Source organism: Streptomyces exfoliatus, assembly GCF_000725545.1.
In the GTDB taxonomy this organism is placed as follows: Bacteria; Actinomycetota; Actinomycetes; order Streptomycetales; family Streptomycetaceae; genus Streptomyces; species Streptomyces exfoliatus.
This window is the reverse complement of record NZ_KL647056.1, coordinates 181,955-202,784: the sequence shown is the minus strand read 5'-3', so window position 1 is coordinate 202,784 and position 20,830 is coordinate 181,955. Positions and strand designations below refer to the sequence as shown.

Sequence of the window (20,830 nt, the reverse complement as noted above, 5' to 3'; positions counted from 1 at the left end):
CCGTCATCGGTCGACGCCTCCCATCACGGGGTCGATGGAGGCGACGGCGACGATGACGTCGGCGACCTGGCCGCCCTCGCACATCGCGGCCATGGCCTGGAGGTTGGTGAAGGACGGGTCGCGGAAGTGGACCCGGAAGGGGCGGGTGCCGCCGTCGGAGACGACGTGCACGCCGAGTTCGCCCTTGGGCGACTCGACGGCCGCGTAGGCCTGTCCCGCCGGGACCCGGAAGCCCTCGGTGACCAGCTTGAAGTGGTGGATCAGGGCCTCCATGGAGGTGCCCATGATCTTCGCGATGTGGTCGGTGGAGTTGCCGAGGCCGTCGGCGCCGAGCGCGAGCTGCGCGGGCCAGGCGATCTTCTTGTCGCCGACCATGACCGGGCCCGGCTCCAGACGGTCGAGGCACTGCTCGACGATCCGGAGGGACTGCCGCATCTCCTCCAGGCGGACGAGGAAACGTCCGTAGGAGTCGCAGGTGTCGGCGGTCGGGATGTCGAACTCGTAGTTCTCGTAGCCGCAGTACGGGTCGGTCTTGCGCAGGTCGTGCGGGAGGCCCGCGGAGCGCAGGATCGGGCCGGTGGCGCCCAGCGCCATGCAGCCGGTGAGGTCGAGGTGGCCGACGTCCTGCATGCGGGCCTTGAAGATGGGGTTGCCGGTGGCGAGCTTGTCGTACTCCGGCAGGTTCTTCTTCATGGTCTTCACGAACTCGCGCACGGCGTCGACGGCGCCGGGCGGCAGGTCCTGGGCGAGGCCGCCGGGGCGGATGAACGCGTGGTTCATGCGCAGGCCGGTGATCAGCTCGTACAGGTCCAGGATCATCTCGCGGTCACGGAAGCCGTAGATCATGATCGTGGTGGCGCCGAGCTCCATGCCGCCGGTGGCGATGCACACCAGGTGGGAGGAGAGCCGGTTGAGCTCCATGAGGAGGACCCGGATGACGCTGGCCCGGTCCGGGATCTGGTCCGTGATGCCGAGCAGCTTCTCCACGCCGAGGCAGTACGCCGTCTCGTTGTAGAACGAGGTGAGGTAGTCCATGCGCGTGACGAAGGTGGTGCCCTGCGTCCAGGTCCGGTATTCGAGGTTCTTCTCGATGCCGGTGTGGAGGTAGCCGATGCCGCAGCGGGCCTCGGTGACGGTCTCGCCGTCGATCTCCAGGATGAGCCGGAGCACGCCGTGGGTGGACGGGTGCTGGGGGCCCATGTTGACGATGATGCGTTCGTCGTCGGCCTTGGCGGCGGACTGGACGACCTCTTCCCAGTCACCGCCGGTCACCGTGTAGACGGCGCCTTCTGTCGTCTCGCGGGGAGACGCGTGGGGAGTGGTCACGAGTACGACCTCCGCTGGTCCGGAGCCGGGATCTGGGCGCCCTTGTACTCGACGGCGATGCCGCCGAGGGGGTAGTCCTTGCGCTGCGGGTGCCCCTGCCAGTCGTCCGGCATCATGATCCGGGTGAGGGCGGGGTGGCCGTCGAAGACGATGCCGAAGAAGTCGTACGCCTCGCGCTCGTGCCAGTCGTTCGTCGGGTAGACGGCGACGAGGGACGGGATGCGCGGGTCGGCGTCGGGCGCCGAGACCTCCAGGCGGATCAGCCGACCGTGGGTGAGCGAGCGCAGGTGGTAGACGGCGTGCAGCTCGCGGCCCTTGTCGCCCGGGTAGTGGACGCCGGAGACGCCCGTACACAGCTCGAAGCGGAGGGCGGGGTCGTCGCGCAGGGTGCGGGCCACGCGGACGAGGTGCTCGCGCTCGATGTGGAAGGTGAGCTCGTCGCGGTCGACGACCGTCTTCTCGATGGCGTTGTCCGGGAGCAGGCCCTGCTCCTCGAGGGCGCCTTCGAGTTCGTCGGCGACCTCGTCGAACCAGCCGCCGTACGGGCGGGTGGCCGGGCCGGGGAGCCGGATCGAGCGGACGAGGCCGCCGTAGCCGGAGGTGTCGGCGCCGCTCTGGGCACCGAACATGCCGCGCTGGACGCGGACCTCCTCGCCGTGGTCCCCGCGCTGACCGGGCAGGTTCTGCTCGCTCAGCTCCTTCTCGGGGTTCGGGGTTTCGTCACTCAACGGAGCAGACCCTTCAACTCAATGGTCGGCAGCGCCTTGAGCGCCGCCTCCTCCGCCTCCCGGGCCGCCTCCTCGGCGTTCACGCCGAGCTTGGAGGTCTGGATCTTCTGGTGGAGCTTGAGGATCGCGTCGAGCAGCATCTCCGGGCGCGGCGGGCAGCCGGGCAGGTAGATGTCGACCGGCACGATGTGGTCGACGCCCTGGACGATCGCGTAGTTGTTGAACATGCCGCCCGATGAGGCGCAGACGCCCATGGAGATGACCCACTTGGGGTTGGGCATCTGGTCGTAGACCTGCCTCAGGACGGGCGCCATCTTCTGGCTGACCCGGCCGGCCACGATCATCAGGTCGGCCTGGCGCGGCGAGCCGCGGAAGACCTCCATGCCGAAGCGGGCCAGGTCGTACCGGCCGGCTCCGGTGGTCATCATCTCGATGGCGCAGCAGGCGAGGCCGAAGGTCGCGGGGAACACGGACGCCTTGCGCACCCAGCCCGCGGCCTGTTCGACCGTCGTCAGCAGAAAGCCGCTCGGGAGTTTCTCTTCGAGTCCCATAGGTGCCCCTCAGCCCCTCAGTCCCATTCCAGGCCGCCGCGACGCCACACGTAGGCGTAGGCGACGAAGACGGTGAGCACGAAGAGCAGCATCTCCACGAGCCCGAAAAGCCCCAGGGCGTCGAAGGTGACGGCCCAGGGGTAGAGGAAGACGATCTCGATGTCGAAGACGATGAAGAGCATCGCCGTCAGGTAGTACTTGATCGGGAAGCGGCCGCCGCCGGCGGGAGTGGGCGTCGGCTCGATGCCGCACTCGTACGCCTCAAGTTTTGCCCTGTTGTACCGCTTTGGACCGATAAGCGTGGCCATGACCACGGAGAAGATCGCAAACCCCGCACCCAGGGCACCGAGCACGAGGACGGGCGCGTACGCATTCACGCTCCTCGCTCCTTCCAGTCGTCCTTGACCGTTGGACCGCACGGCCGGACCGTGAAAGATCGCCCCCATGTGAGGCAGTTCACAAGCCCGGCTGCCCCGCATCTTATGCCCGCCCCTCTGTGATCTGCGACACGGGGTACAGCAAGGACTTTGTGATCTCCACCACCTGACGAAGGATCATGAAGTCGGATGAGCGGTGATCTTGTTGCGCGAAGCGCCCAGGTGATCACCAGATGTGACATCCGGATCGGAAATCGCTGATCGGAGGGGGTGTCGCACTATCAAGTGATGGTCATTACAAGCAAATTGGCGATGGGCGCATCCGGGTGGTAAAGGACCAGCCCGTCGCCCGGTCGGGGGGTCCGGCGGACGGAGGTGGACGCGTGCGCGCTTTCACGAGCGTTCGTGAGACGCGAGTGTGACCTGTGCCACACGTCAAGGGCTCCGGGAAAACGGGGCTTGGCCATGGGTGTCAAGAGGTGGTAAGCGTCGGGCAATTCGGGCGTTTCAATGAAAACCCGTGATCAAGGGCCAGATGAGCCCTGCCCGATTTGCCCGTTACGGCGTCAATAAGGGCGCCTCAGAAGCGGATTAGGAGATTCCTGGGGCAACTGTGGCGCACCCCACGTTTCTTGAAGGGAACCGTGAAGCCCTGATAGCGGTTGTACCCATGTCCCACACCGCTCACATACCCAGCCACCGGAAGCCCCGCCGCAGCGCCTCGAAGCTCGCGCTGCGAGCCGGAGTTGCCGGTGGCGTCCTCGGCACCATCGCGGTGGCCGGTGCTGCCGGGCCGGCGAACGCCGAGCCGGTGACCGAGACCATCGAAATGCCCACCCTGGGCTCCCTCGAGTCCGGCGCCGGTCTCGCCAGCGCCGTCGCCGCCTCCGCCGAGGCCTCCCACCAGGAGGCGCTTGACCAGAGCCTCCAGGCGCAGGAGAACGCGGCGCTGCAGAAGGCCGCCAAGGAAGCCAAGAAGGCCAAGGCCGAGGCGGACCGCAAGGCCGCGGCCGAGCGCGCCGAGGAGGCCCGCCTCAAGGCCGAGCAGGAGCGCAAGGAAGCCGAGGAGCGCGCCTCCCGCGACCGTGAGCGCACTCAGCTCTCCACCCGGTCCACGAGCTCGTCGAACGACAGCGGCTCCTCGTCGTCCTCCGACAGCGGCTCCACGGCAGGCTCCAGCACCGAGACGCAGGCCCCCTCCGGCTCCGCCGCCGCGATCGTGGCCTTCGCCCGTGCCCAGATCGGCGACGCCTACGTGTCCGGCGGCACCGGCCCCAACTCGTGGGACTGCTCGGGCCTCGTCCAGGCCGCCTACCGCGCGGCCGGCATCGACCTGCCCCGCATCTCGTACTCGCAGTCGAGCATGGGCACCTCCGTCTCCCTGAGCAACCTCCAGCCGGGCGACATCCTGTACTGGGGCAGCCGCAGCGGCTCGTACCACGTCGCCATCTACGTCGGCGGCGGCAACTACGTCGGCGCGCAGAACCCGTCCACGGGCGTCGTCGAGCGCTCCCTCGACTGGGACACCCCGTCGGGCGCCGTCCGGATCCTCTGATCCCGCACGCATCCGCGTAAGCACGAAGAAGGGCCGTCACTCCTCGGGGGAGAGACGGCCCTTCCTCGTACGCGGTCCCGGCGGTCAGGCCTTCGGGGCGACCTTCGACAGGCCGTTGATGATGCGGTCCATCGCGTCGCCGCCCGTCGGGTCCGTGAGGTTCGCCAGCATCTTCAGGGTGAACTTCATCAGGAGCGGGTGGGTCAGGCCGCGCTGGGTCGCGACCTTCATGACCTTCGGGTTACCGATGAGCTTCACGAAGGCGCGGCCGAGCGTGTAGTAGCCGCCGTAGGTGTCCTTGAGGACCTGCGGGTAGTTCTGCAGGGCCAGTTCGCGCTGGGCGGGAGTGGTCCGGGCGTTCGCCTGGACGATGACGTCGGCCGCGATCTGGCCGGACTCCATGGCGTACGCGATGCCCTCGCCGTTGAACGGGTTGACCAGGCCGCCCGCGTCACCGACGAGCAACAGGCCCTTGGTGTAGTGCGGCTGGCGGTTGAAGGCCATCGGGAGGGCGGCGCCGCGGATCGGCGTCGTCATGTTGTCCGGGGTGAAGCCCCAGTCCTCCGGCATCGAGGCGCACCAGGCCTTGAGGACCTCGCGCCAGTCCAGCTCCCGGAAGGCCTTCGAGGAGTTGAGGATGCCGAGGCCGACGTTGGACGTGCCGTCGCCCATGCCGAAGACCCAGCCGTAGCCGGGCAGCAGACGGTCCTGCGGACCCCGCCGGTCCCACAGCTCCAGCCAGGACTCCAGGTAGTCGTCGTCGTGGCGGGGCGAGGTGAAGTACGTGCGGACGGCGACGCCCATCGGCCGGTCCTCGCGCCGGTGCAGGCCCATGGCGAGGGAGATCCGGGTGGAGTTGCCGTCGGCGGCGACGACGAGCGGGGCGTGGAAGGTGACCTCGCGCTTCTCCTCGCCGAGCTTGGCGTGGACGCCGGTGATGCGGCCCGTACGGTCGTCGATGATCGGGGCGCCGACGTTGCAGCGCTCGTACAGGCGGGCGCCGGCCTTCTGCGCCTGGCGGGCCAGCTGCTCGTCGAAGTCGTCGCGCTTGCGGACGAGTCCGTAGTCCGGGTACGAGGCGAGTTCCGGCCAGTCCAGCTCCAGGCGGACTCCGCCGCCGATGATCCGCAGGCCCTTGTTGCGCAGCCAGCCGGCCTCCTCGGAGATGTCGATGCCCATGGAGACGAGCTGCTTGGTGGCGCGCGGGGTGAGGCCGTCGCCGCAGACCTTCTCGCGGGGGAACGCGGTCTTCTCCAGGAGCAGGACGTCGAGTCCGGCCTTCGCGAGGTAGTACGCGGTGGTGGAGCCGGCCGGGCCCGCTCCGACGACGATGACGTCCGCGCTGTGCTCGGAGAGGGGCTGCTCGCTCACGGCGGTTTCTCCCGGTGGTTCGGCGATGAGGACGTATCGAAGTCTATGGGGGGCGGGTCCGGTTCAAACGGAGGGTCACCCCACCACTTCCCCCTCCGGCGAACACGCGTTCCCCGATGCCGAGCGTGATGGCACGCTGATCATCCGTGACCACATCCCGTATCGACCTCAGGCGGGGCGCGCTCATCACAGCCGCCCTCGCTCTCCTCTGCTCGCTCTTCCTCGTCCTGCCGGCGAACGCCGACCCGATTCCGTTCGACGACTGCCCGGCCGCGACGCTCTGCCTCTAACTCCGGGCCCGACGGCACCGGGGAGCGGCGGGACTTCACCGAACCGCAGAACGTCGAGGCCTACGACGCGACCTGGGACGGCAAGACCCTGTCGGCGAAGAACAACACGGCGATGTGGGCCTGCGCCTACGTCGGCGCCGGGTACGGCGGTCTCTTCGAGACCGTCAAGCCGGGCAACGCCGACCAGTACACGACGGACCCCCGCTTCACCGGCACCCTCAGCGGACACAAGCTGGTGCCGTCCCGCGCCCTCTGCTTCACCGGCTACGAGCGCTGCCCCGACGACCATGTCTGCACCTTCAAGGAGCCGAACGGCCGGGGCGCGATGACCGTCCACGTCCCGACGACCGACCCCGCCACCCGGAGCCACGGCACCAGCTACGGCGCCGAGGCCGCGCCCAGGTCCGCCTGGAACCGGACGAAGAAGCACGTCTGCTTCTACCCGCAGCCGACGTTCACCGGCACCTGGGACGATCCGGCGAGCCTGCGGGAGTTCGGCGCGTACGTCATCCTGCGCGGCGACAGCACCACCATCCCTGCGCCGTTCTCCGGCACCTTCCGCTCGCACGAGCTCGTCAACGGAACGGCGGAATGCGCGTGACCAGGCCGCACCTCCCCATGAAGAGCCGCACCTGGGTGGCCGCGGCAGCCGCGCTCGGTGCCGCGCTCGCCCTCACCACCTCCTCCTCCGGCGCCGCCGAACCGGCCACGAGCCCGCTCGCCGCCTGGACCGCGGGGACCCCCGTCACGGTCGCCGCCGGCGTCACCCGCACCACCTGGACCGAGACGACCCCCGACAACCGCGCCAAGGCCCGCGCCCTCCAGATCGTCGAGATCGACCCCGTCGCCGGGGCGGTCACGCTGGAGAGCGCGATCGGTGCGAACGACTCCCTGGCCGAGACGCTCACCGAGCAGCTCGCCAAGGTCACACCCGTCACCACCCGCCACCCGTGGGCGGGCGTCAACGGCGGCCTGTTCCAGCGCGAACCCGCGGGCGCCGGCGCCGAGTCGACCATCGTGCACACCAGCGTCACGGCCACCGACGGCGTGCTGCACAGCGCCGGCTGCTGGAGCGGCGGGAAGGGCAGCTCCGGCGCGGTCATCCAGTACGGCCTCCCGTACATCACCAAGCTCAGCACCCGGCTGAACCTCGTCGCGCCCTCGGGCACGACCGTACGGATCGACGACTTCAACCGGGCGCCCGGCCGTGTCCCGCACTGCGCGCGCGACACCGACGACGTCCTGGTGACCGCGAGTCCCCCCGTCTACACCGACCCGAGCGAGATCGTCGTGTTCACCCACGACTACGGCGCTCCCGTCCCCGCGCCCGGAACCGACCCGGGCGTCGCCGCCACCATGGACGAGGGCTTCGAGGTCGTCGTGGACGCGAACGGCGTCGTCACCCGGACCCGCGAGGGCCGCGGCGGGACCCTCGTCCCGGCGGGCGGGCGCGTGATCCAGGGCATCGGCACCGGAGCGCAGTGGCTCCGCGACCACCTCGTCCCCGGCAGCACGGCGACGATCGACCAGAAGCTCCACGACGTGACCATGAAGCGGGACATACCGCTGGACGCCTCGGTGGACGTCGTCAGCTCCTTCCACCAGCTCCTCCGCCACGGAGACATCCCCGCCGAGCTGCCCAACTCGTGCAGCGGCACGGAGACCGGAACCGACGGCACCACCCTGATCTGCACCGACTCGCGCACGGCGCTCGGCACCAACGTCCGCGGCCGGCCCGTCCTCGTCACCCTCACCGGGCAGGACAACGAGGACGGCGACTACCTGCAGAGCTTCGCCGCCCTCCTGAACTCCCCCGAGCTGGGGATCGTCGACGCCCTCAACCTCGACGGCGGCGGCTCCACGACCCTGCAGACGGGCACCCAGGTGCACACGCCGCCGACGGACCTCAAGGACGGCACGCGCGTCCACAGGGAAGTGGCGGACACGGTGTACACGGGCGTCGGGGGCTACGGCCTGTACGTGAAGCCGTGACGTAGCCCGTCGTCAGACAGCGGCCGTCAGGCCTTGAAGCCCCGGTGGAGCGCGACGATCCCGCCGGTCAGGTTCCGCCACGCCACCTTCGACCAGCCGGCCTTCTGGAGCATGCCCGCCAGGGTCGGCTGGTCCGGCCAGGACTGGATGGACTCCGCCAGGTACACGTACGCGTCGGGGTTGGAGGAGACCGCGCGCGCCACCGGCGGCAGCGCCCGCATCAGGTACTCCTCGTACACCGTGCGGAACGGCGCCCACGTCGGGTGCGAGAACTCGGAGATGACGACCCGGCCGCCCGGCTTCGTCACCCGGTACAGCTCGCGCAGCGCCTGCTCGGTGTCCTGGATGTTGCGGAGCCCGAAGGAGATGGTGACGGCGTCGAAGACGTCGTCACGGAAGGGCAGCTTCGTGCCGTCGCCGGCCGTGAACGGCATCCACGGGTGCCGCTTCTTGCCGACCTGGAGCATGCCGATCGAGAAGTCGCAGGGCACGACGTACGCGCCCGCGCGCGCGAAGGGCTGCGAGGAGGTGGCCGTGCCCGCCGCGAGGTCGAGGATCTTCTGCGCGGGACGGGCGTCGACCGCCTTGGCGACCTCCTTGCGCCAGCGCCGGTCCTGGCCCAGGGAGAGCACGTCGTTGGTGAGGTCGTAGTTCGCCGCCACGTCGTCGAACATCGAGGCGACTTCGTGCGGCTGCTTGTCCAGGGAAGCTCGGATCACCCCGCCATTGTGGCAGTCGCCGAAATCTCTTCTCGTACCGCTTCAACCTTTTCGGCGCGGCGGCGCTCAAGGACGCATGAGTGTGCGACACCCACGGTGAGAGAAGGCAGGAACGCGATGGCGGTACCGACGGAAGTGAGACCCGGCTCCCCGGCGGCCGGGCGGGACGACGTGAGACACGGCCCTCCGGTCGACGTGTCGGCCGGAGCGGCGGACGGCGGGTTCGAGGAGTTCGCCCGGGCGGGGCAGCAGCGGCTGTACCGCACGGCGTACCTCCTCTGCGGCGACGCCGAGACCGCCCGCGACCTGACCCAGACCACGCTGGCCAAGCTGTACCAGCACTGGCGGCGCGCGGGCGCCGCCGACCATCCGCACGCGTACGCCAAGAAGGTGCTGACCCGCACCTTCCTGGCCGAGCGCCGCCGCGGCCTGCGCGACCTGCTCGCGCTCACCCGCACCGGCGGCATGCGCCCGGCGCCCGCCGCCGACCACGCGGACCTGCGCGTCACCCTGCTCGCGGCGCTCGCCGAGCTGCCGCCGCGGGCCCGCGCGATGGTCGTCCTGCGCTACTGGGACGACCAGAGCGTGGCATCCGTGGCCGCCCTGCTGCGGTGCAGCGAGGCCACCGTCAAGAGCCAGTGCTCGCGTTCCCTCGCCCGACTCCGCGTGCGCCTGGGTGACACCGGCCTCGCCACCACAGGAAGCTGAGGTCCGCCGTGGACACCGACGACATCACCCTGCTCCGCAGCACCATGGAACGCACGGTGGACGACCTGCCCCCGCTCCCCGACCTCGCCCCGCTCGCGGTCCGGGAGGGCCGCGGACGGCGGCTGCGGGCCCGGATCGCGATCGTCACGACCGCGTTCGGCGCGGTCACCGCGGGGGCGCTCGGCCTCACGCTGCTGCCGGGGTCGAACCCGGAGGTCACCCTGCCCGCCGCCGTGCCGTCGTCGCCCGGCGCGACCGCGAGCGCGAGCACCGGCCCGAGCGCGAGCACGACCTACGCCCCCGTCACGATCGAGGAGACCCCGGGCGTCACACCGCCCGACAACCCCGACGGCCTGCCCGAGGCCGAACGCGAGCGCCGCGCGGCCCACCAGCAGCGGGTGGCGGCGCTGCTCGACGAACTGCTGCCCCCGACCGTGACCGAGATCCGGCCCGTCAAGGACAAGGTGCACGTCTACCGGATCGCCTCCGGCGGCGAGACCTTCCGCATGACGGTGTCGGTACGTCCGTCCGACGAGAGCCGACTCAAGCCCTGCGTGGACGAGCCGGTCAGGGGCTTCCGCTGCGAGGAGGTCACGTTCGACGGAAACCGCCGGGCGCACCTGATCTCGATGGCGGTCAACAGCCAGGAGACATCCGGGTCCTACCTGGACTTCCGCTACGGCGACAGCCGCGTCCTGCTCTCCGTCGATCCCGAGAACGTGTCGGCGCCGGTGACACCGCGACAGCTCCTCGCCGTCGCCGAGGACCCGCGCTTCCTCGACCAGGTGCGGTACGCGGACGAGAACCCGGTCGAGACGAAGGCGCCGCCGGCGATCGAGGGCGGCTGAGCGGGCCGGAAGCTACTGCCGCCGGAACACCAGCCGGCCGCCCAGGACGGTGGCGACGCACGTCGACGCGCCCCGGCTGACGAGGGCCGCCCGGTCCGGGACGTCGAAGACGGCGAAGCGGGCCGGGCCACCCGGCGTCAGTCCCGGCAGCAGCACCAGCGGCGACGGGGAGAACGACGGGGCGCCGGGGAGCCGCTGCGGGCGGCGGCCCACGGCGAGCCCGGCCCTGCGCACGGCGTCCAGCACGGCCCGGTCGCGCAGTTCGCCGGCGACGGCGACCGTCCCGTGCGCGAGCAGCCGCTGCACGCCCCGGCGGGCGGAGGCGCCGCGCCGGGAGGGGTCGGCCCGGAAGATCCGCTGCGCCCGCTCCCCCGGGATCGGCTCGGTGCCGAACCCGGCGGCCTCCCGGGGGTCCGGGTGGTACATGCCCTCGAGCAGCTCGGGCCCGAACGGGTTGAGCAGCCCGGGGGTGAGGATGCCGGGCCAGTTCCGCACCCGTGCCTCGGGCCGGACGGCGACCAGGTCCTCGTAGGGGCCGACGGCGGCGACGAGCTCGCCGTCGACCAGGACGGCCGTCTCGGGGGACGCCTCGGCGACGTGGATCGTGAGCACGCGCGCGTCAGTTGGCGTCGAGGAGCTTGAGCTCGGGGTGCGCCGTGCCGCCCTCGATCGCGATCGACGAGATGTGCGAGGCCACCCGCTCGTCGACCGGGTCGTTCGCCGGGTCGTCGTGGACGACGAGGTGCTCGTACGTGGTCGCGCGCTGCGCCGGGACGCGGCCTGCCTTGCGGATCAGGTCGATGATCTCCAGGCGGTTGGAGCGGTGCTTGGCACCGGCCGAGGAGACGACGTTCTCCTCCAGCATGATCGAGCCGAGGTCGTCGGCGCCGTAGTGCAGGGACAGCTGGCCCACCTCCTTGCCGGTGGTCAGCCACGAGCCCTGGATGTGGGCGATGTTGTCGAGGAAGAGCCGCGCGATGGCGATCATGCGCAGGTACTCGAAGAGCGTGGCGTGCGTGCGGCCCTTGAGGTGGTTGTTCTCGGGCTGGTACGTGTACGGGATGAAGGCCCGGAAGCCGCCCGTCCGGTCCTGCGTGTCACGGATCATCCGCAGGTGCTCGATCCGCTCGGCGTTGGTCTCGCCGGTGCCCATCAGCATGGTGGAGGTGGACTCGACGCCCAGCTTGTGGGCGATCTCCATGATCTCCAGCCAGCGCTCGCCCGACTCCTTCAGGGGCGCGATGGCCTTGCGGGGGCGCTCCGGGAGCAGTTCCGCGCCGGCGCCGGCGAAGGAGTCGAGGCCTGCGGCGTGGATGCGGGTGATCGCCTCCTCGACGGGGACGCCGGAGATGCGGGCCATGTGCTCGACCTCGGAGGCGCCGAGGGAGTGGATGACCAGCTGCGGGAAGTCCTTCTTGATGGCGGCGAAGTGGTGCTCGTAGTACTCGACGCCGTAGTCCGGGTGGTGGCCGCCCTGGAACATGATCTGGGTGCCGCCGAGCTCCACGGTCTCCGCGCAGCGGCGCAGGATGTCGTCGAGGTCGCGGGTCCAGCCCTTCTTCGTGTCCTTCGGGGCCGCGTAGAAGGCGCAGAACTTGCACGCCGTCACGCAGACGTTCGTGTAGTTGATGTTCCGCTCGATGATGTACGTCGCGATGTGCTCGGTCCCCGCGTACCGGCGGCGGCGCACGGCGTCGGCGGCGGCGCCGAGGGCGTGCAGCGGCGCCGAGCGGTAGAGGTCGAGCGCCTCCTCGGGGGTGATCCGGCCACCCGCGGCAGCGCGGTCGAGAACAGACTGGAGTTCGGCCTTCTCGGTCACCGGATGTGTCCCTTTCGGAGGGGTTCTTACGGACCGAACCAGCGTACGCCAGCGGTCTTCGCGGCTTCCGCTGGGTGCCGTCGGGTGCCGTGCGGGGCCTTCGACGGTAATGCGGACGGCGCGGGCGCGGATATATCGGATATCGGATATACGAAGGAATTACGGGACGCTTACCGCCCGAGAACGCGGCGGCGAATTCCCGGGGGCACCCGAGGGACCTATGGCGACCTATGGAGACCTAAAGGGAAGCGGGCGGAAGCAGTTCGACGCGGACGTCGGCCGGGAAGCCGGTCGTGGGGCCGGTACGGCGGGCGAACTCGCGCACTCCGGCGAGCTGCTCGGGGCCGAATCGGAAGTCGAGCGTACGGAAGTACCGCTCCAGGAGTTCGGCGTCGAAGGTCTCCCAGCGGGCGGCCTGCTCGGCGACCTTGGCGACCTCTTCGAGGGAGAGGTCGCGCGAGGCCAGGAACGCCTGGTGCACCTCGTGGACGGTCTCCGGCTCGCGCGCCAGGTAGTCCTTGCGCGCCGCCCACACGGCGAAGACGAACGGGAGGCCCGTCCACTCCTTCCACATGAGGCCGAGGTCGTGGACCTGGAGGCCGAGGCGGGGCGCGTCGTGCAGCGAGGCGCGCAGGGCGGCGTCGCCGATGAGGACGGCCGCGTCGGCCTCCTGCATCATCACGCCCAGGTCAGGGGGGCAGGTGTAGTAGTCGGGCGACACCCCGAACCGCTCGGCGAGCAGCAGCTGGGCGAGCCGCACGGAGGTGCGGGAGGTGGAGCCGAGCGCGACGCGGGCGCCGTCCAGCTGCTCCAGGGGGCGCTGGGAGACGATCACGCAGGACATGACGGGCCCGTCGCAGCCGACGGCGATGTCCGGCAGGGCCACCAGGTCCGAGGCGTTGCGGAGGTACTCGACGAGGGTGATGGGGCCGATGTCGAGATCGCCCCGGACCAGCCGCTCGCTGAGTTTCTCCGGGGTGTCCTTGGTCAGCTCCAGGTCGAGGAGCGTGCCGGTCCTGGCCAGGCCCCAGTACAGGGGGAGGCAGTTCAGGAACTGGATGTGCCCGACGCGGGGCCGGCTGCGCTGCTGCTCGTCGGTTGCATTGTCCACATAGTGAGGCTAGACCGGTCTCGGTCCGTGGGCATCGGCGGGGCACGCGCGTCAGCGAGTGGAGCGAGATCAAACATGCGGGTGACGTGATCCATCCCTCTACCGCCACGCGCGTCCTGCGTGCTAGGCTCAACGCAAGTTGCAGTTTGGTTTCCCTTGCAGTACAGAGCCTGCGGAGCATGTGACCCGCAGGCTTTTGTAGTTTTCAGACTTCTTTGCAGGTTCTGGAGCAGGGCAACCCTTTGGCCCAAGGAGGGCTTATGGCTACCGGAACCGTCAAGTGGTTCAACGCTGAAAAGGGCTTCGGCTTCATCGCCCAGGACGGCGGCGGCCCGGATGTCTTCGTCCACTACTCCGCGATCAACGCGAACGGCTTCCGTTCGCTCGAGGAGAACCAGCTCGTGACCTTCGACGTCACGCAGGGCCCGAAGGGCCCGCAGGCGGAGAACGTCTCCCCGGCCTAAGGTGCCTGGGTCGGCGGACAAGCACGACTAGAGCAGTACCCAAGGAGCCCCGCTCCGTGCCTTCGGGCACGAGCGGGGCTCCTGCCCTTTGCGGGCCGGTTCCTGGCCCCTGGCGGGCGCTTCCGGGGGCTCTCAGCAGTTCGGGATGACGGTCCCGTTGTTGTCGCGGGCCTCGTCGTTGCCCCAGCGGGACAGGTAGTACGCGGAGACGTACGCCCCGTATCCGTTCTTCCCCGCGTAGACCGTGTCCAGGTCGGTCTTCAGCCACCAGTGGTTGTAGTTGCCGGCGGCGTCGCGGATCTCCTGGCCCCACACCTTGCAGTAGACGTAGTTGGTGCCGGCGTTCAGGACGCCCTGCGGGGAGGTGGTGTTCGCCTGCGCGTAGCCGGTGGCGTTGGCGAAGGTGTCGACCCAGTACTTTCCGCCGCCCCCGCCGGAGCAGCCGTTGTCGCTGGTCAGGGACTTGGAGCCGTAGGAGCCCGGATAGGGCGCGAGGGAGGCTCCGTTGATGACGATCGGCTGGCCGACGCCGTTGTAGAGCTGCTCGTAGTGGATGTGGGCGCCGGAGCTGTTGCCGGTGCTGCCCGTGGTGCCGATCTGCTGGCCCTGGGAGACCGCGGCCCCGTGGGCCACCGAGTAGGCGTTGAGGTGGAAGTAGTACGTCTTCCAGCCGCCGCCGTGCTCGATCACGATGTAGTTGCCGGCGCCGGACGGCTGGGAGTAGCGGTAGGCGGTGCCGGACGCCGAGGCGAGGACCGGGGCGCCCGCGGTCGTACCGCCGTCGGAGCGGACGAAGTCGAGGGCCTGGCGGACCTCCGCCGAGTGGTGGCTGTAGGTCCAGGTCTGGCCGCACGGGTAGGGCGCCTTGAAGAGGGGCGCCGCCTGGGCGGGGGTGCTGGTGACGAGCGCGGTGAGCAGGCCCGCGACGAGCGCGAGCAGGGTGCCGAGCGGGGTGATCCGGGCACGCATGCATCCTCCGGGTACCGAGACGGGACAAGGGTCGACGCGCGTTGAACGGACCACAGCGTGCCGGAAGATCGCGTGTCGCAGAAGACCGCGAGGACCACACCCGGGCGGGGGCGTTTACGTAGTCTGGACACATGACCGAACGGAAGCCGCCCGGAGTCAGCTTCGAGTCGTTCGTGGACAAGCAGATCCGCGAGGCCGCCGAACGGGGTGAGTTCAGCCGCCTGCCGGGCTTCGGCAAGCCGCTGCCCGACGACTCGGCACCGTACGACGAGCTGTGGTGGATCAAGGGCAAGATGCACCGCGAGGGCGCGTCCGTGCTGCCGCCCTCGCTGGCCCTGCGCAAGGAGGCCGAGGACGCGGAGGCGGCGGTGGCCGCGGCCGTCTCGGAGAGCCAGGTCCGGCGCCTGCTCGGTGAGATCAACACCAAGATCGCCGAAGCCCTCCTCCGCCCACCTGCCGGGCCGCCGCTGAACCTGCGGCCGTTCGACGTGGAGGCGATGGTGGAGACCTGGCGGAAGAAACGGGCGTAGGCCGGGAGGGCCGCCGAAACCGTCGGCCGAAACCGTCGAAGCCGCCGAAATGCCGCCGAAGCCGTTGCCGGAAGGAGCCCCCATGAACAGCGCCGGTCTGCTCGTCGACTCGTTCGCCCGGGTCCGCGAGGCCGTCCACGAGGCCGTGGACGGCCTCACCGAGGACGAGCTCACCGTCCGGATCGATCCGGACGCCAACTCGATCGCCTGGCTCGTCTGGCACCTCACCCGCATCCAGGACGATCACCTCGCGGGCGCCTTCGGCAGGGACCAGCTGTGGGACACGGACGGCTGGCACGACCGCTTCGGGCTCCCGTTCCCCGCGGCGGCGACCGGCTACGGCCAGTCGCGCGCCCAGTCCGGGAAGGTCCGCGCCCCGGCCGAGCTGCTGCTCGGCTACCACGACGCCGTGCACGCCCGTACGGAGGAACTGGTCGGCATGGTCACGAACGCGGACCTGGACCGGGTCGTCGACACCACCTGGAACCCTCCGGTCACCCTCGGCGTCCGCCTGGTGTCGGTGATCGCCGACGACCTGCAGCACGCCGGGCAGGCGGCGTACGTACGGGGCGTGGTGGAACGGCGGTGACGCCGGACGGCAGGGTGTACAACCCTCCGGCCTGATCGGGAGTCGAACGGAACGACGCTCGCACCATCGAGTGTCGTTTCGATTCCCGTGGGGGGAACCTTGAACTCCGTACGTCGCCCGGCCCGTCGCCGTGTCTCCGCCGCGATCACCACCGTCCTCGCCGTCACGCTCGGCGCGGGCACCCTGGCCGTCCCGGCCACCGCCGCACCCGCGCCCACCGCCGTCACGGCGGAGGCCGGGGCCGAGGCGGACGCGCCCCTGGCGTTCCCGGTGGGCGCGGCCCTCCTGGCCGCCGGGGACACCGGTTTCCTGAGCACCAAGGGGCTGAACGGCGGCAGCGGGTTCCTCTGGACCCGGTACGCGGACGGCTCGACGACCGCGATCGACGGCATGGGGTCCATCTACCCCACCGGGTCGGACGTGGTCGCGTCCGGAGACGCGTCGAGCCTCTACAGCGTCAAGATCGTGAAGCTCCACGACATGGCCGCCGGGAGCGCGCCCGTCGCGATCGACCTCGGCGCCCTGAACGCCACCTTCGTGCAGGCCGTGTCCCGGAACTCGGTCCTCGCCAAGGTGGTGAAGGCGGACCGCTCGTCGGAGGAGCTGCTCCTCGTCAGCCGCACCGGCAACGCCGTCACGCAGACGAAGATCACCGGCATCCCCGTCGGAGCCAGGCACATCGGCTCCACGCCCGCGCGTGACGGCTCCGTCCTCGTCGACTACTACGCGAACAGCGCCACCGGTGCGCTGCGGAGCCACTACGCCATGGTGGATCTCGACACCGCCTCGGTGGTCTCGACCCACGAGACCGCTCCGAGCGCCTCGTACGTCAACAACCGGTTCAGCTCGTTCTCCGCCACGCATCTGGCCTGGTCGGACTGGATCGACTACAACGACCAGGAGATCGTCGCCCTGGACCGTGCCACCGGCGTCGAGTCGCGGATCAACCTCGGCTACGGGGAGTCCCTCGCCGCGGGCCTGCTGGGTTCGTGGGCGATGTACGGCGTCCCGACAGCCCTCGAAGGAAACGGCACCGGCGGTTCGGGCTCGGACGTCGCGTTCAGGGCGAAGTCGCTGACCTCCGGCGAGTCGGTCAAGCTCCTCGACTACGTCTCCAAGGTTCTGCCCGGCCCCGGCGCCACGCTGCTCGCGCGCGGCGGCACCGTCGAGAAGGGCGAGGGCCTGTACCGGATCTCGCTCGGGGCGGACGGCAGGCCGACCACCGAGCAGGTCGCCTCCACCGGTGAACCGACCCGGCTCGTCTACCTCGGCTCGCTGACCCCGCAGACACTCGACCTGAACGCCCCCGGCTCCCACCTCAGGTGGAAGCTGTCCCGGATCAACGCCGACATCGATCTCACCGTCACCCACCGCCGGACGGGCAAGACCTTCTCGAAGGAGATGTCTCTCTACACGGAGTCCGCCGGCAGCCCGTACCTCTGCGGGGACGACACCGTCTGCATCTCGTGGGACGAGATCGCCGCCGAATCCGAGATGGGCAAGGACGCCCACATCGGCGCGTACGACTGGACGTTCAAGGCCACCCCGCAGAACGGCGTCGGCCCGGCCGTCGAGGCCTCCGGAAGCTTCACGGCCGTCAGGACGTCCGCCCCGCACGACATCAAGGACAACGGCACCCCGGACCTGCTGGCCCGCGATGCCCAGGGCGTGCTGTGGCGGACCGACACCGCGTACGACGTCGGCAGGAAGAGCCTCGTCGCGAACGGCGGGCGCGTCCGGGTCGGCGGCGGCTGGCAGGCCTACGACCGGATCGAGGCCGTCGGCGACATCGTCAGCCGTGGCTCCGCCGACTTCGTCGCCCGGGACCGGGACGGCGTGCTCTGGCTGTACACCGGGGCCGACGTCTCCCTCGACGTGACGCTGGCGCCCCGTAGGCGGATCGGCGGCGGCTGGAACGCGTACACCCGGTTCACCGGCGGCAGCGACCTCACCGGCGACGGCCGCCCCGACCTCGTCGCCACCGACAAGGCCGGCGACCTGTGGCTCTACAAGAGCACCGGCAGCGCCACCGCTCCCTTCGCCGCGCGGAAGAAGATCGGGTACGGCTGGGGGATCTACAACCAGATCACCGCCACCGGCAACATCGGCGGCAACCCGACCGGGGACCTCGTCGCCCGCGACAAGAACGGCGTCCTCTGGACGTACCTCGGCAAGGGCGACGGTACCTTCGCCGCCCGGACGAAGATCGGCGGCGGTTGGGGCGCGTACACCGACACCGTCGGCATCGGCGACGGCAACAAGGACGGCCGCCCCGACCTGTACGCGTACGGGCCGGGCGGCGCCGCGTACTTCCACCCCGGTACGGGCGACTACAAGGCGCCCTTCGGGGCCCGGGTGGCCAGTGGGGCCCTGCTCGGCGACGGCGCGTCGTACAACGGCACCTTCTGACACCCCACACCCATAAGGAAGTTCGGCCTCTTCCCGTACAACCCCCCGCGTCGATCAAGAGTCTGATCGAACGGCGCGCGCGTGTTCGCGCGCCGTTCGCAGATCATGGGGGGGATCTCTTGAGCTCAGTACGCATCACCCGGCACGGTCTCGGCACCGCCGTCACCACCGTCCTCGCGGTCACCCTCGGCGCGGGGCTCCTCACCGTCCCGGCGACGGCGGCCCCTGCCGCGCCCGGGGCGTTCGCCGCGGCCGCGGCCGAGGCGGCGACCCCGATCGCGGACCCGGGCGGCACCCTCCTCGGGGCCGGCCGGACCGGCTTCCTGACCCGGGACTACATCGGTCCCGACCGGTACAAACTGCGCTGGACGACGTACGCGGACGGCACGACGACGACGCTGCCCGCGACGGATCTGACGCGCTCCGAGGTCTTCTCCACGGAGACCTCGGACATCCTCATGACGTCCGAGGAGGGCCTGTACAGCGGCCGGTCGCAGCACATCACGCTGCGGAACATGACCACGGGCGCCGCCCCCGTCGACGTCGACTTCACCAAGCTCGGAGCCGACCACGGGTTCGCGGGCCTCGTCGGCTCCACGCTGCTCGCCACGGGGACCGGCACGGACGGCGCCGGGGAGCTGCTGCTCCTCGACGCGACCGGGGACACGCGGTCCGCCCGGAAGGTGACCGGTCTGCCCGAGGGCGCGATCATCCACTCCGTCGAGGCCTCCCACGGCGGGACCGCGCTCCTCGGCTACGCCACGCGCTCCGACACGGTCATCGACCGGTACCGGACCACGGTCGACGTGGCCACCGCCGAGGCGGGTCCCGCGTTCGCGGTCCTGGAGGGCAACTCGACGGGCAGCACCTCCGCCCTCTCCCCCCAGCACGCCGCCTGGCCGGAGACCTACGGCAGGAACGTGACGCTCGCGATCGCCGACCGGACCACCGAGACGGTGCGGCGCGTCGCCGTGGGCAAGGAGTTCGGGAAGACCCACGTCGGCCTGGTGGGCACGTGGGTCACGTACGGCACCCCGGTCGCCCTCGATCAGGGCCTGGACACCCCGCCGGTCGGCATGATCCAGGCGTTGACCGCCAGGTCCACGACCTCCGACGAGACGGTCGAGCTCCTCGACCACATCAACACCGCCGTGCCCGCTCCCGACGGCACCCTGCTGGTGAGCGGCGGCCTCGTCGGCAAGGGCGAGGGCCTCTACCGGATCGCCCCCGGCGAGGACGGCCGGCCGGCCGCCGAGCTCGTCGCCTCCAGCGGGCAGCCGACCGAGCTGACGTACCTCGGGACCGACCTCCACACGGTCGACCTCGACGGCGAACCCGCCTGGACCCACCTGAAGTGGCGGATGTCCCGGGTCAACGCCGACGTCTACCTCAAGCTGACCCACCGCAGGTCCGGCGAGACCTTCTCGACCAAGATGCACGTCACCTTCAGGGCCCCCGCCGACTACTTCTACGGCTCCCAGACGTTCGGCCTGTCCTGGGCCGAGATCGCCGAGAAGTCGAATCTGGGCAGGAACGCCTCCTACGGCACCTACGACTGGTCGTTCCGCGCGGTCCCGCAGAACGGCATCGGTCCCGACCTGGTGGCCTCCGGCCAGTTCCACGCCAACCACACCGGCGACGCCCACGACCTCGACGACGACCGGGCACCCGACCTGCTCGCCCGGGACGCCGAAGGCGTCCTGTGGTGGACCGACACCGCCTACGACGCGACCCGGAAGACCCTGACAGCCGCCGGGGAGCGCAAGCGGGCCGGGTACAGCTGGCACGTCTACGACCGGATCGAGTCCGTCGGCAACCTGGGCGGCGTCGGCGGCGACTTCGTCGCCCGCGACAGGAGCGGCGTGCTCTGGCGGTACGACGGTGCCGGGCCCTCGTTCAACGTGGCGTTCCCGCCCCGGACGAGAATCGGCGGCGGCTGGAACACGTACACCGAACTGACCGGCGGCAGCGACCTCAACGGTGACGGAAAGCCCGACCTCGTCGCCGTCGACAAGGCCGGCGACCTCTGGCTGTACCCGTCGAGCGCCAGCCGCTCCGCGCTGTACAACCCGCGGAAGAAGATCGGCCACGGCTGGGGCATCTACAACCAGATCACCGCCACCGGCGACATCGGCGGCGGCATCCGCGGCGGCCGCACAGCCGGTGACCTCGTCGCCCGCGACAAGGCCGGGAAGCTGTGGCTGTACCTCGGCAAGGGCGACGGCACCTTCGCCGCGCGGACGCCGATCGGCGCCGGCTGGGGCCCGTACACCGACATCGTCGGCATCGGCGACGGCAACAAGGACGGCAAGCCCGACCTGTACGCCCGCGGCGCGGGGAACACCTCGTACTTCTACGCCGGTACGGGCGACTGGAAGTACCCCTTCGCGGCCCGTACGGCCAGCCCGGTGCTCGGCGACGACGAGAGCACCGCCTACCACCAGGTCTTCTGACCGGTCCCGGACCGGTCCCAC

The 20,830-nt window shown here is 70.4% G+C and carries 21 protein-coding genes; 11 read left to right on the top strand and 10 right to left on the bottom strand.

The window, feature by feature from the left end; genetic code table 11:
• Window positions 1-3: 3 nt before the first annotated feature.
• From IO20_RS0135370 to IO20_RS0135355, 4 genes are read right to left on the bottom strand one after another with little or no spacing between them, the layout of a single operon-like run.
• Window positions 4-1,326, bottom strand: coding sequence for an NADH-quinone oxidoreductase subunit D (locus IO20_RS0135370; RefSeq protein ID WP_030549919.1), 1,323 nt, complete (start codon window positions 1,324-1,326; stop codon window positions 4-6).
• Window positions 1,323-2,054 (bottom strand): NADH-quinone oxidoreductase subunit C, encoded by a 732-nt coding sequence (locus IO20_RS0135365; RefSeq protein WP_030549921.1) that lies wholly within the window; start codon window positions 2,052-2,054, stop codon window positions 1,323-1,325. Before IO20_RS0135365 ends, IO20_RS0135370 begins: the two co-directional genes overlap by 4 nt.
• Window positions 2,051-2,605, bottom strand: coding sequence for a NuoB/complex I 20 kDa subunit family protein (locus tag IO20_RS0135360; RefSeq protein ID WP_024756031.1), 555 nt, complete (start codon window positions 2,603-2,605; stop codon window positions 2,051-2,053). Before IO20_RS0135360 ends, IO20_RS0135365 begins: the two co-directional genes overlap by 4 nt.
• 17 nt (window positions 2,606-2,622) lie before the next feature.
• Complete coding sequence (locus tag IO20_RS0135355; RefSeq protein WP_019888619.1) at window positions 2,623-2,982, bottom strand: NADH-quinone oxidoreductase subunit A; 360 nt, start codon at window positions 2,980-2,982, stop codon at window positions 2,623-2,625.
• 670 nt (window positions 2,983-3,652) lie between these two features.
• On the opposite strand from IO20_RS0135355, the gene IO20_RS0135350 reads away from it, so the two are divergent.
• Window positions 3,653-4,537, top strand: a complete 885-nt coding sequence (locus tag IO20_RS0135350) for a C40 family peptidase (RefSeq protein ID WP_030549927.1) — start codon at window positions 3,653-3,655, stop codon at window positions 4,535-4,537.
• Between the two features lie 84 nt (window positions 4,538-4,621).
• On the opposite strand, the gene IO20_RS0135345 is transcribed toward IO20_RS0135350, so the two are convergent.
• Window positions 4,622-5,908 carry a geranylgeranyl reductase family protein gene (locus tag IO20_RS0135345; protein ID WP_030549929.1) on the bottom strand — a complete coding sequence of 429 codons (1,287 nt, stop codon included), beginning with the start codon at window positions 5,906-5,908 and terminating at the stop codon, window positions 4,622-4,624.
• A 146-nt stretch (window positions 5,909-6,054) separates the two neighbouring features.
• Between IO20_RS0135345 and IO20_RS41945 the strand changes: the two genes are divergently transcribed.
• The 3 genes from IO20_RS41945 (at window position 6,055) to IO20_RS0135335 (ending at window position 8,190) form a co-directional block, all read left to right on the top strand.
• Window positions 6,055-6,198: a hypothetical protein gene (locus IO20_RS41945; protein WP_245685174.1), complete on the top strand. Its 144-nt coding sequence runs from the start codon at window positions 6,055-6,057 to the stop codon at window positions 6,196-6,198.
• A 112-nt stretch (window positions 6,199-6,310) separates the two neighbouring features.
• Window positions 6,311-6,799, top strand: a complete 489-nt coding sequence (locus tag IO20_RS37390; protein WP_245685173.1) for a peptidase inhibitor family I36 protein — start codon at window positions 6,311-6,313, stop codon at window positions 6,797-6,799.
• Window positions 6,796-8,190, top strand: a complete 1,395-nt coding sequence (locus tag IO20_RS0135335; RefSeq protein WP_245685172.1) for a phosphodiester glycosidase family protein — start codon at window positions 6,796-6,798, stop codon at window positions 8,188-8,190. Before IO20_RS37390 ends, IO20_RS0135335 begins: the two co-directional genes overlap by 4 nt.
• 26 nt (window positions 8,191-8,216) lie before the next feature.
• On the opposite strand, the gene IO20_RS0135330 is transcribed toward IO20_RS0135335, so the two are convergent.
• Window positions 8,217-8,909 (bottom strand): demethylmenaquinone methyltransferase, encoded by a 693-nt coding sequence (locus IO20_RS0135330; protein ID WP_030549932.1) that lies wholly within the window; start codon window positions 8,907-8,909, stop codon window positions 8,217-8,219.
• Between the two features lie 195 nt (window positions 8,910-9,104).
• On the opposite strand from IO20_RS0135330, the gene IO20_RS0135325 reads away from it, so the two are divergent.
• On the top strand, window positions 9,105-9,617 hold the full coding sequence (locus tag IO20_RS0135325; RefSeq protein WP_030549934.1) for a SigE family RNA polymerase sigma factor: 513 nt from the start codon (window positions 9,105-9,107) through the stop codon (window positions 9,615-9,617).
• 8 nt (window positions 9,618-9,625) lie between these two features.
• Window positions 9,626-10,465 carry a hypothetical protein gene (locus IO20_RS0135320; protein WP_030549936.1) on the top strand — a complete coding sequence of 280 codons (840 nt, stop codon included), beginning with the start codon at window positions 9,626-9,628 and terminating at the stop codon, window positions 10,463-10,465.
• A gap of 12 nt (window positions 10,466-10,477) precedes the next feature.
• On the opposite strand, the gene IO20_RS0135315 is transcribed toward IO20_RS0135320, so the two are convergent.
• The 3 genes from IO20_RS0135315 to IO20_RS0135305 form a co-directional block, all read right to left on the bottom strand.
• Entirely contained in the window at window positions 10,478-11,077 is a 600-nt protein-coding gene (locus IO20_RS0135315; RefSeq protein WP_030549938.1) for a hypothetical protein, read from the bottom strand.
• Window positions 11,078-11,084: 7 nt separating this feature from the next.
• Window positions 11,085-12,284 carry a cyclic dehypoxanthinyl futalosine synthase gene (mqnC, locus tag IO20_RS0135310; RefSeq protein WP_030549939.1) on the bottom strand — a complete coding sequence of 400 codons (1,200 nt, stop codon included), beginning with the start codon at window positions 12,282-12,284 and terminating at the stop codon, window positions 11,085-11,087.
• A gap of 238 nt (window positions 12,285-12,522) precedes the next feature.
• Window positions 12,523-13,395: a menaquinone biosynthetic enzyme MqnA/MqnD family protein gene (locus tag IO20_RS0135305; protein ID WP_030549941.1), complete on the bottom strand. Its 873-nt coding sequence runs from the start codon at window positions 13,393-13,395 to the stop codon at window positions 12,523-12,525.
• Between the two features lie 260 nt (window positions 13,396-13,655).
• On the opposite strand from IO20_RS0135305, the gene IO20_RS0135300 reads away from it, so the two are divergent.
• Entirely contained in the window at window positions 13,656-13,859 is a 204-nt protein-coding gene (locus tag IO20_RS0135300; RefSeq protein WP_015035453.1) for a cold-shock protein, read from the top strand.
• Window positions 13,860-13,991: 132 nt separating this feature from the next.
• Here the strand turns inward: IO20_RS0135300 and IO20_RS0135295 are convergent, their stop codons facing one another.
• Window positions 13,992-14,828 (bottom strand): M23 family metallopeptidase, encoded by an 837-nt coding sequence (locus tag IO20_RS0135295; protein WP_030549943.1) that lies wholly within the window; start codon window positions 14,826-14,828, stop codon window positions 13,992-13,994.
• Window positions 14,829-14,959: 131 nt separating this feature from the next.
• Between IO20_RS0135295 and IO20_RS0135290 the strand changes: the two genes are divergently transcribed.
• From IO20_RS0135290 to IO20_RS0135275, 4 genes are all read left to right on the top strand, one after another.
• The gene (locus IO20_RS0135290) at window positions 14,960-15,358 is read left to right on the top strand and encodes a DnaJ family domain-containing protein (protein WP_030549945.1); all 399 of its coding nucleotides are present in this window, start codon (window positions 14,960-14,962) and stop codon (window positions 15,356-15,358) included.
• An 82-nt stretch (window positions 15,359-15,440) separates the two neighbouring features.
• On the top strand, window positions 15,441-15,947 hold the full coding sequence (locus IO20_RS0135285) for a mycothiol transferase (protein WP_030549947.1): 507 nt from the start codon (window positions 15,441-15,443) through the stop codon (window positions 15,945-15,947).
• A 99-nt stretch (window positions 15,948-16,046) separates the two neighbouring features.
• On the top strand, window positions 16,047-18,356 hold the full coding sequence (locus tag IO20_RS0135280; RefSeq protein ID WP_030549949.1) for an FG-GAP repeat domain-containing protein: 2,310 nt from the start codon (window positions 16,047-16,049) through the stop codon (window positions 18,354-18,356).
• Between the two features lie 119 nt (window positions 18,357-18,475).
• Window positions 18,476-20,809: an FG-GAP repeat domain-containing protein gene (locus tag IO20_RS0135275; RefSeq protein WP_030549951.1), complete on the top strand. Its 2,334-nt coding sequence runs from the start codon at window positions 18,476-18,478 to the stop codon at window positions 20,807-20,809.
• Window positions 20,810-20,830: the final 21 nt, after the last annotated feature.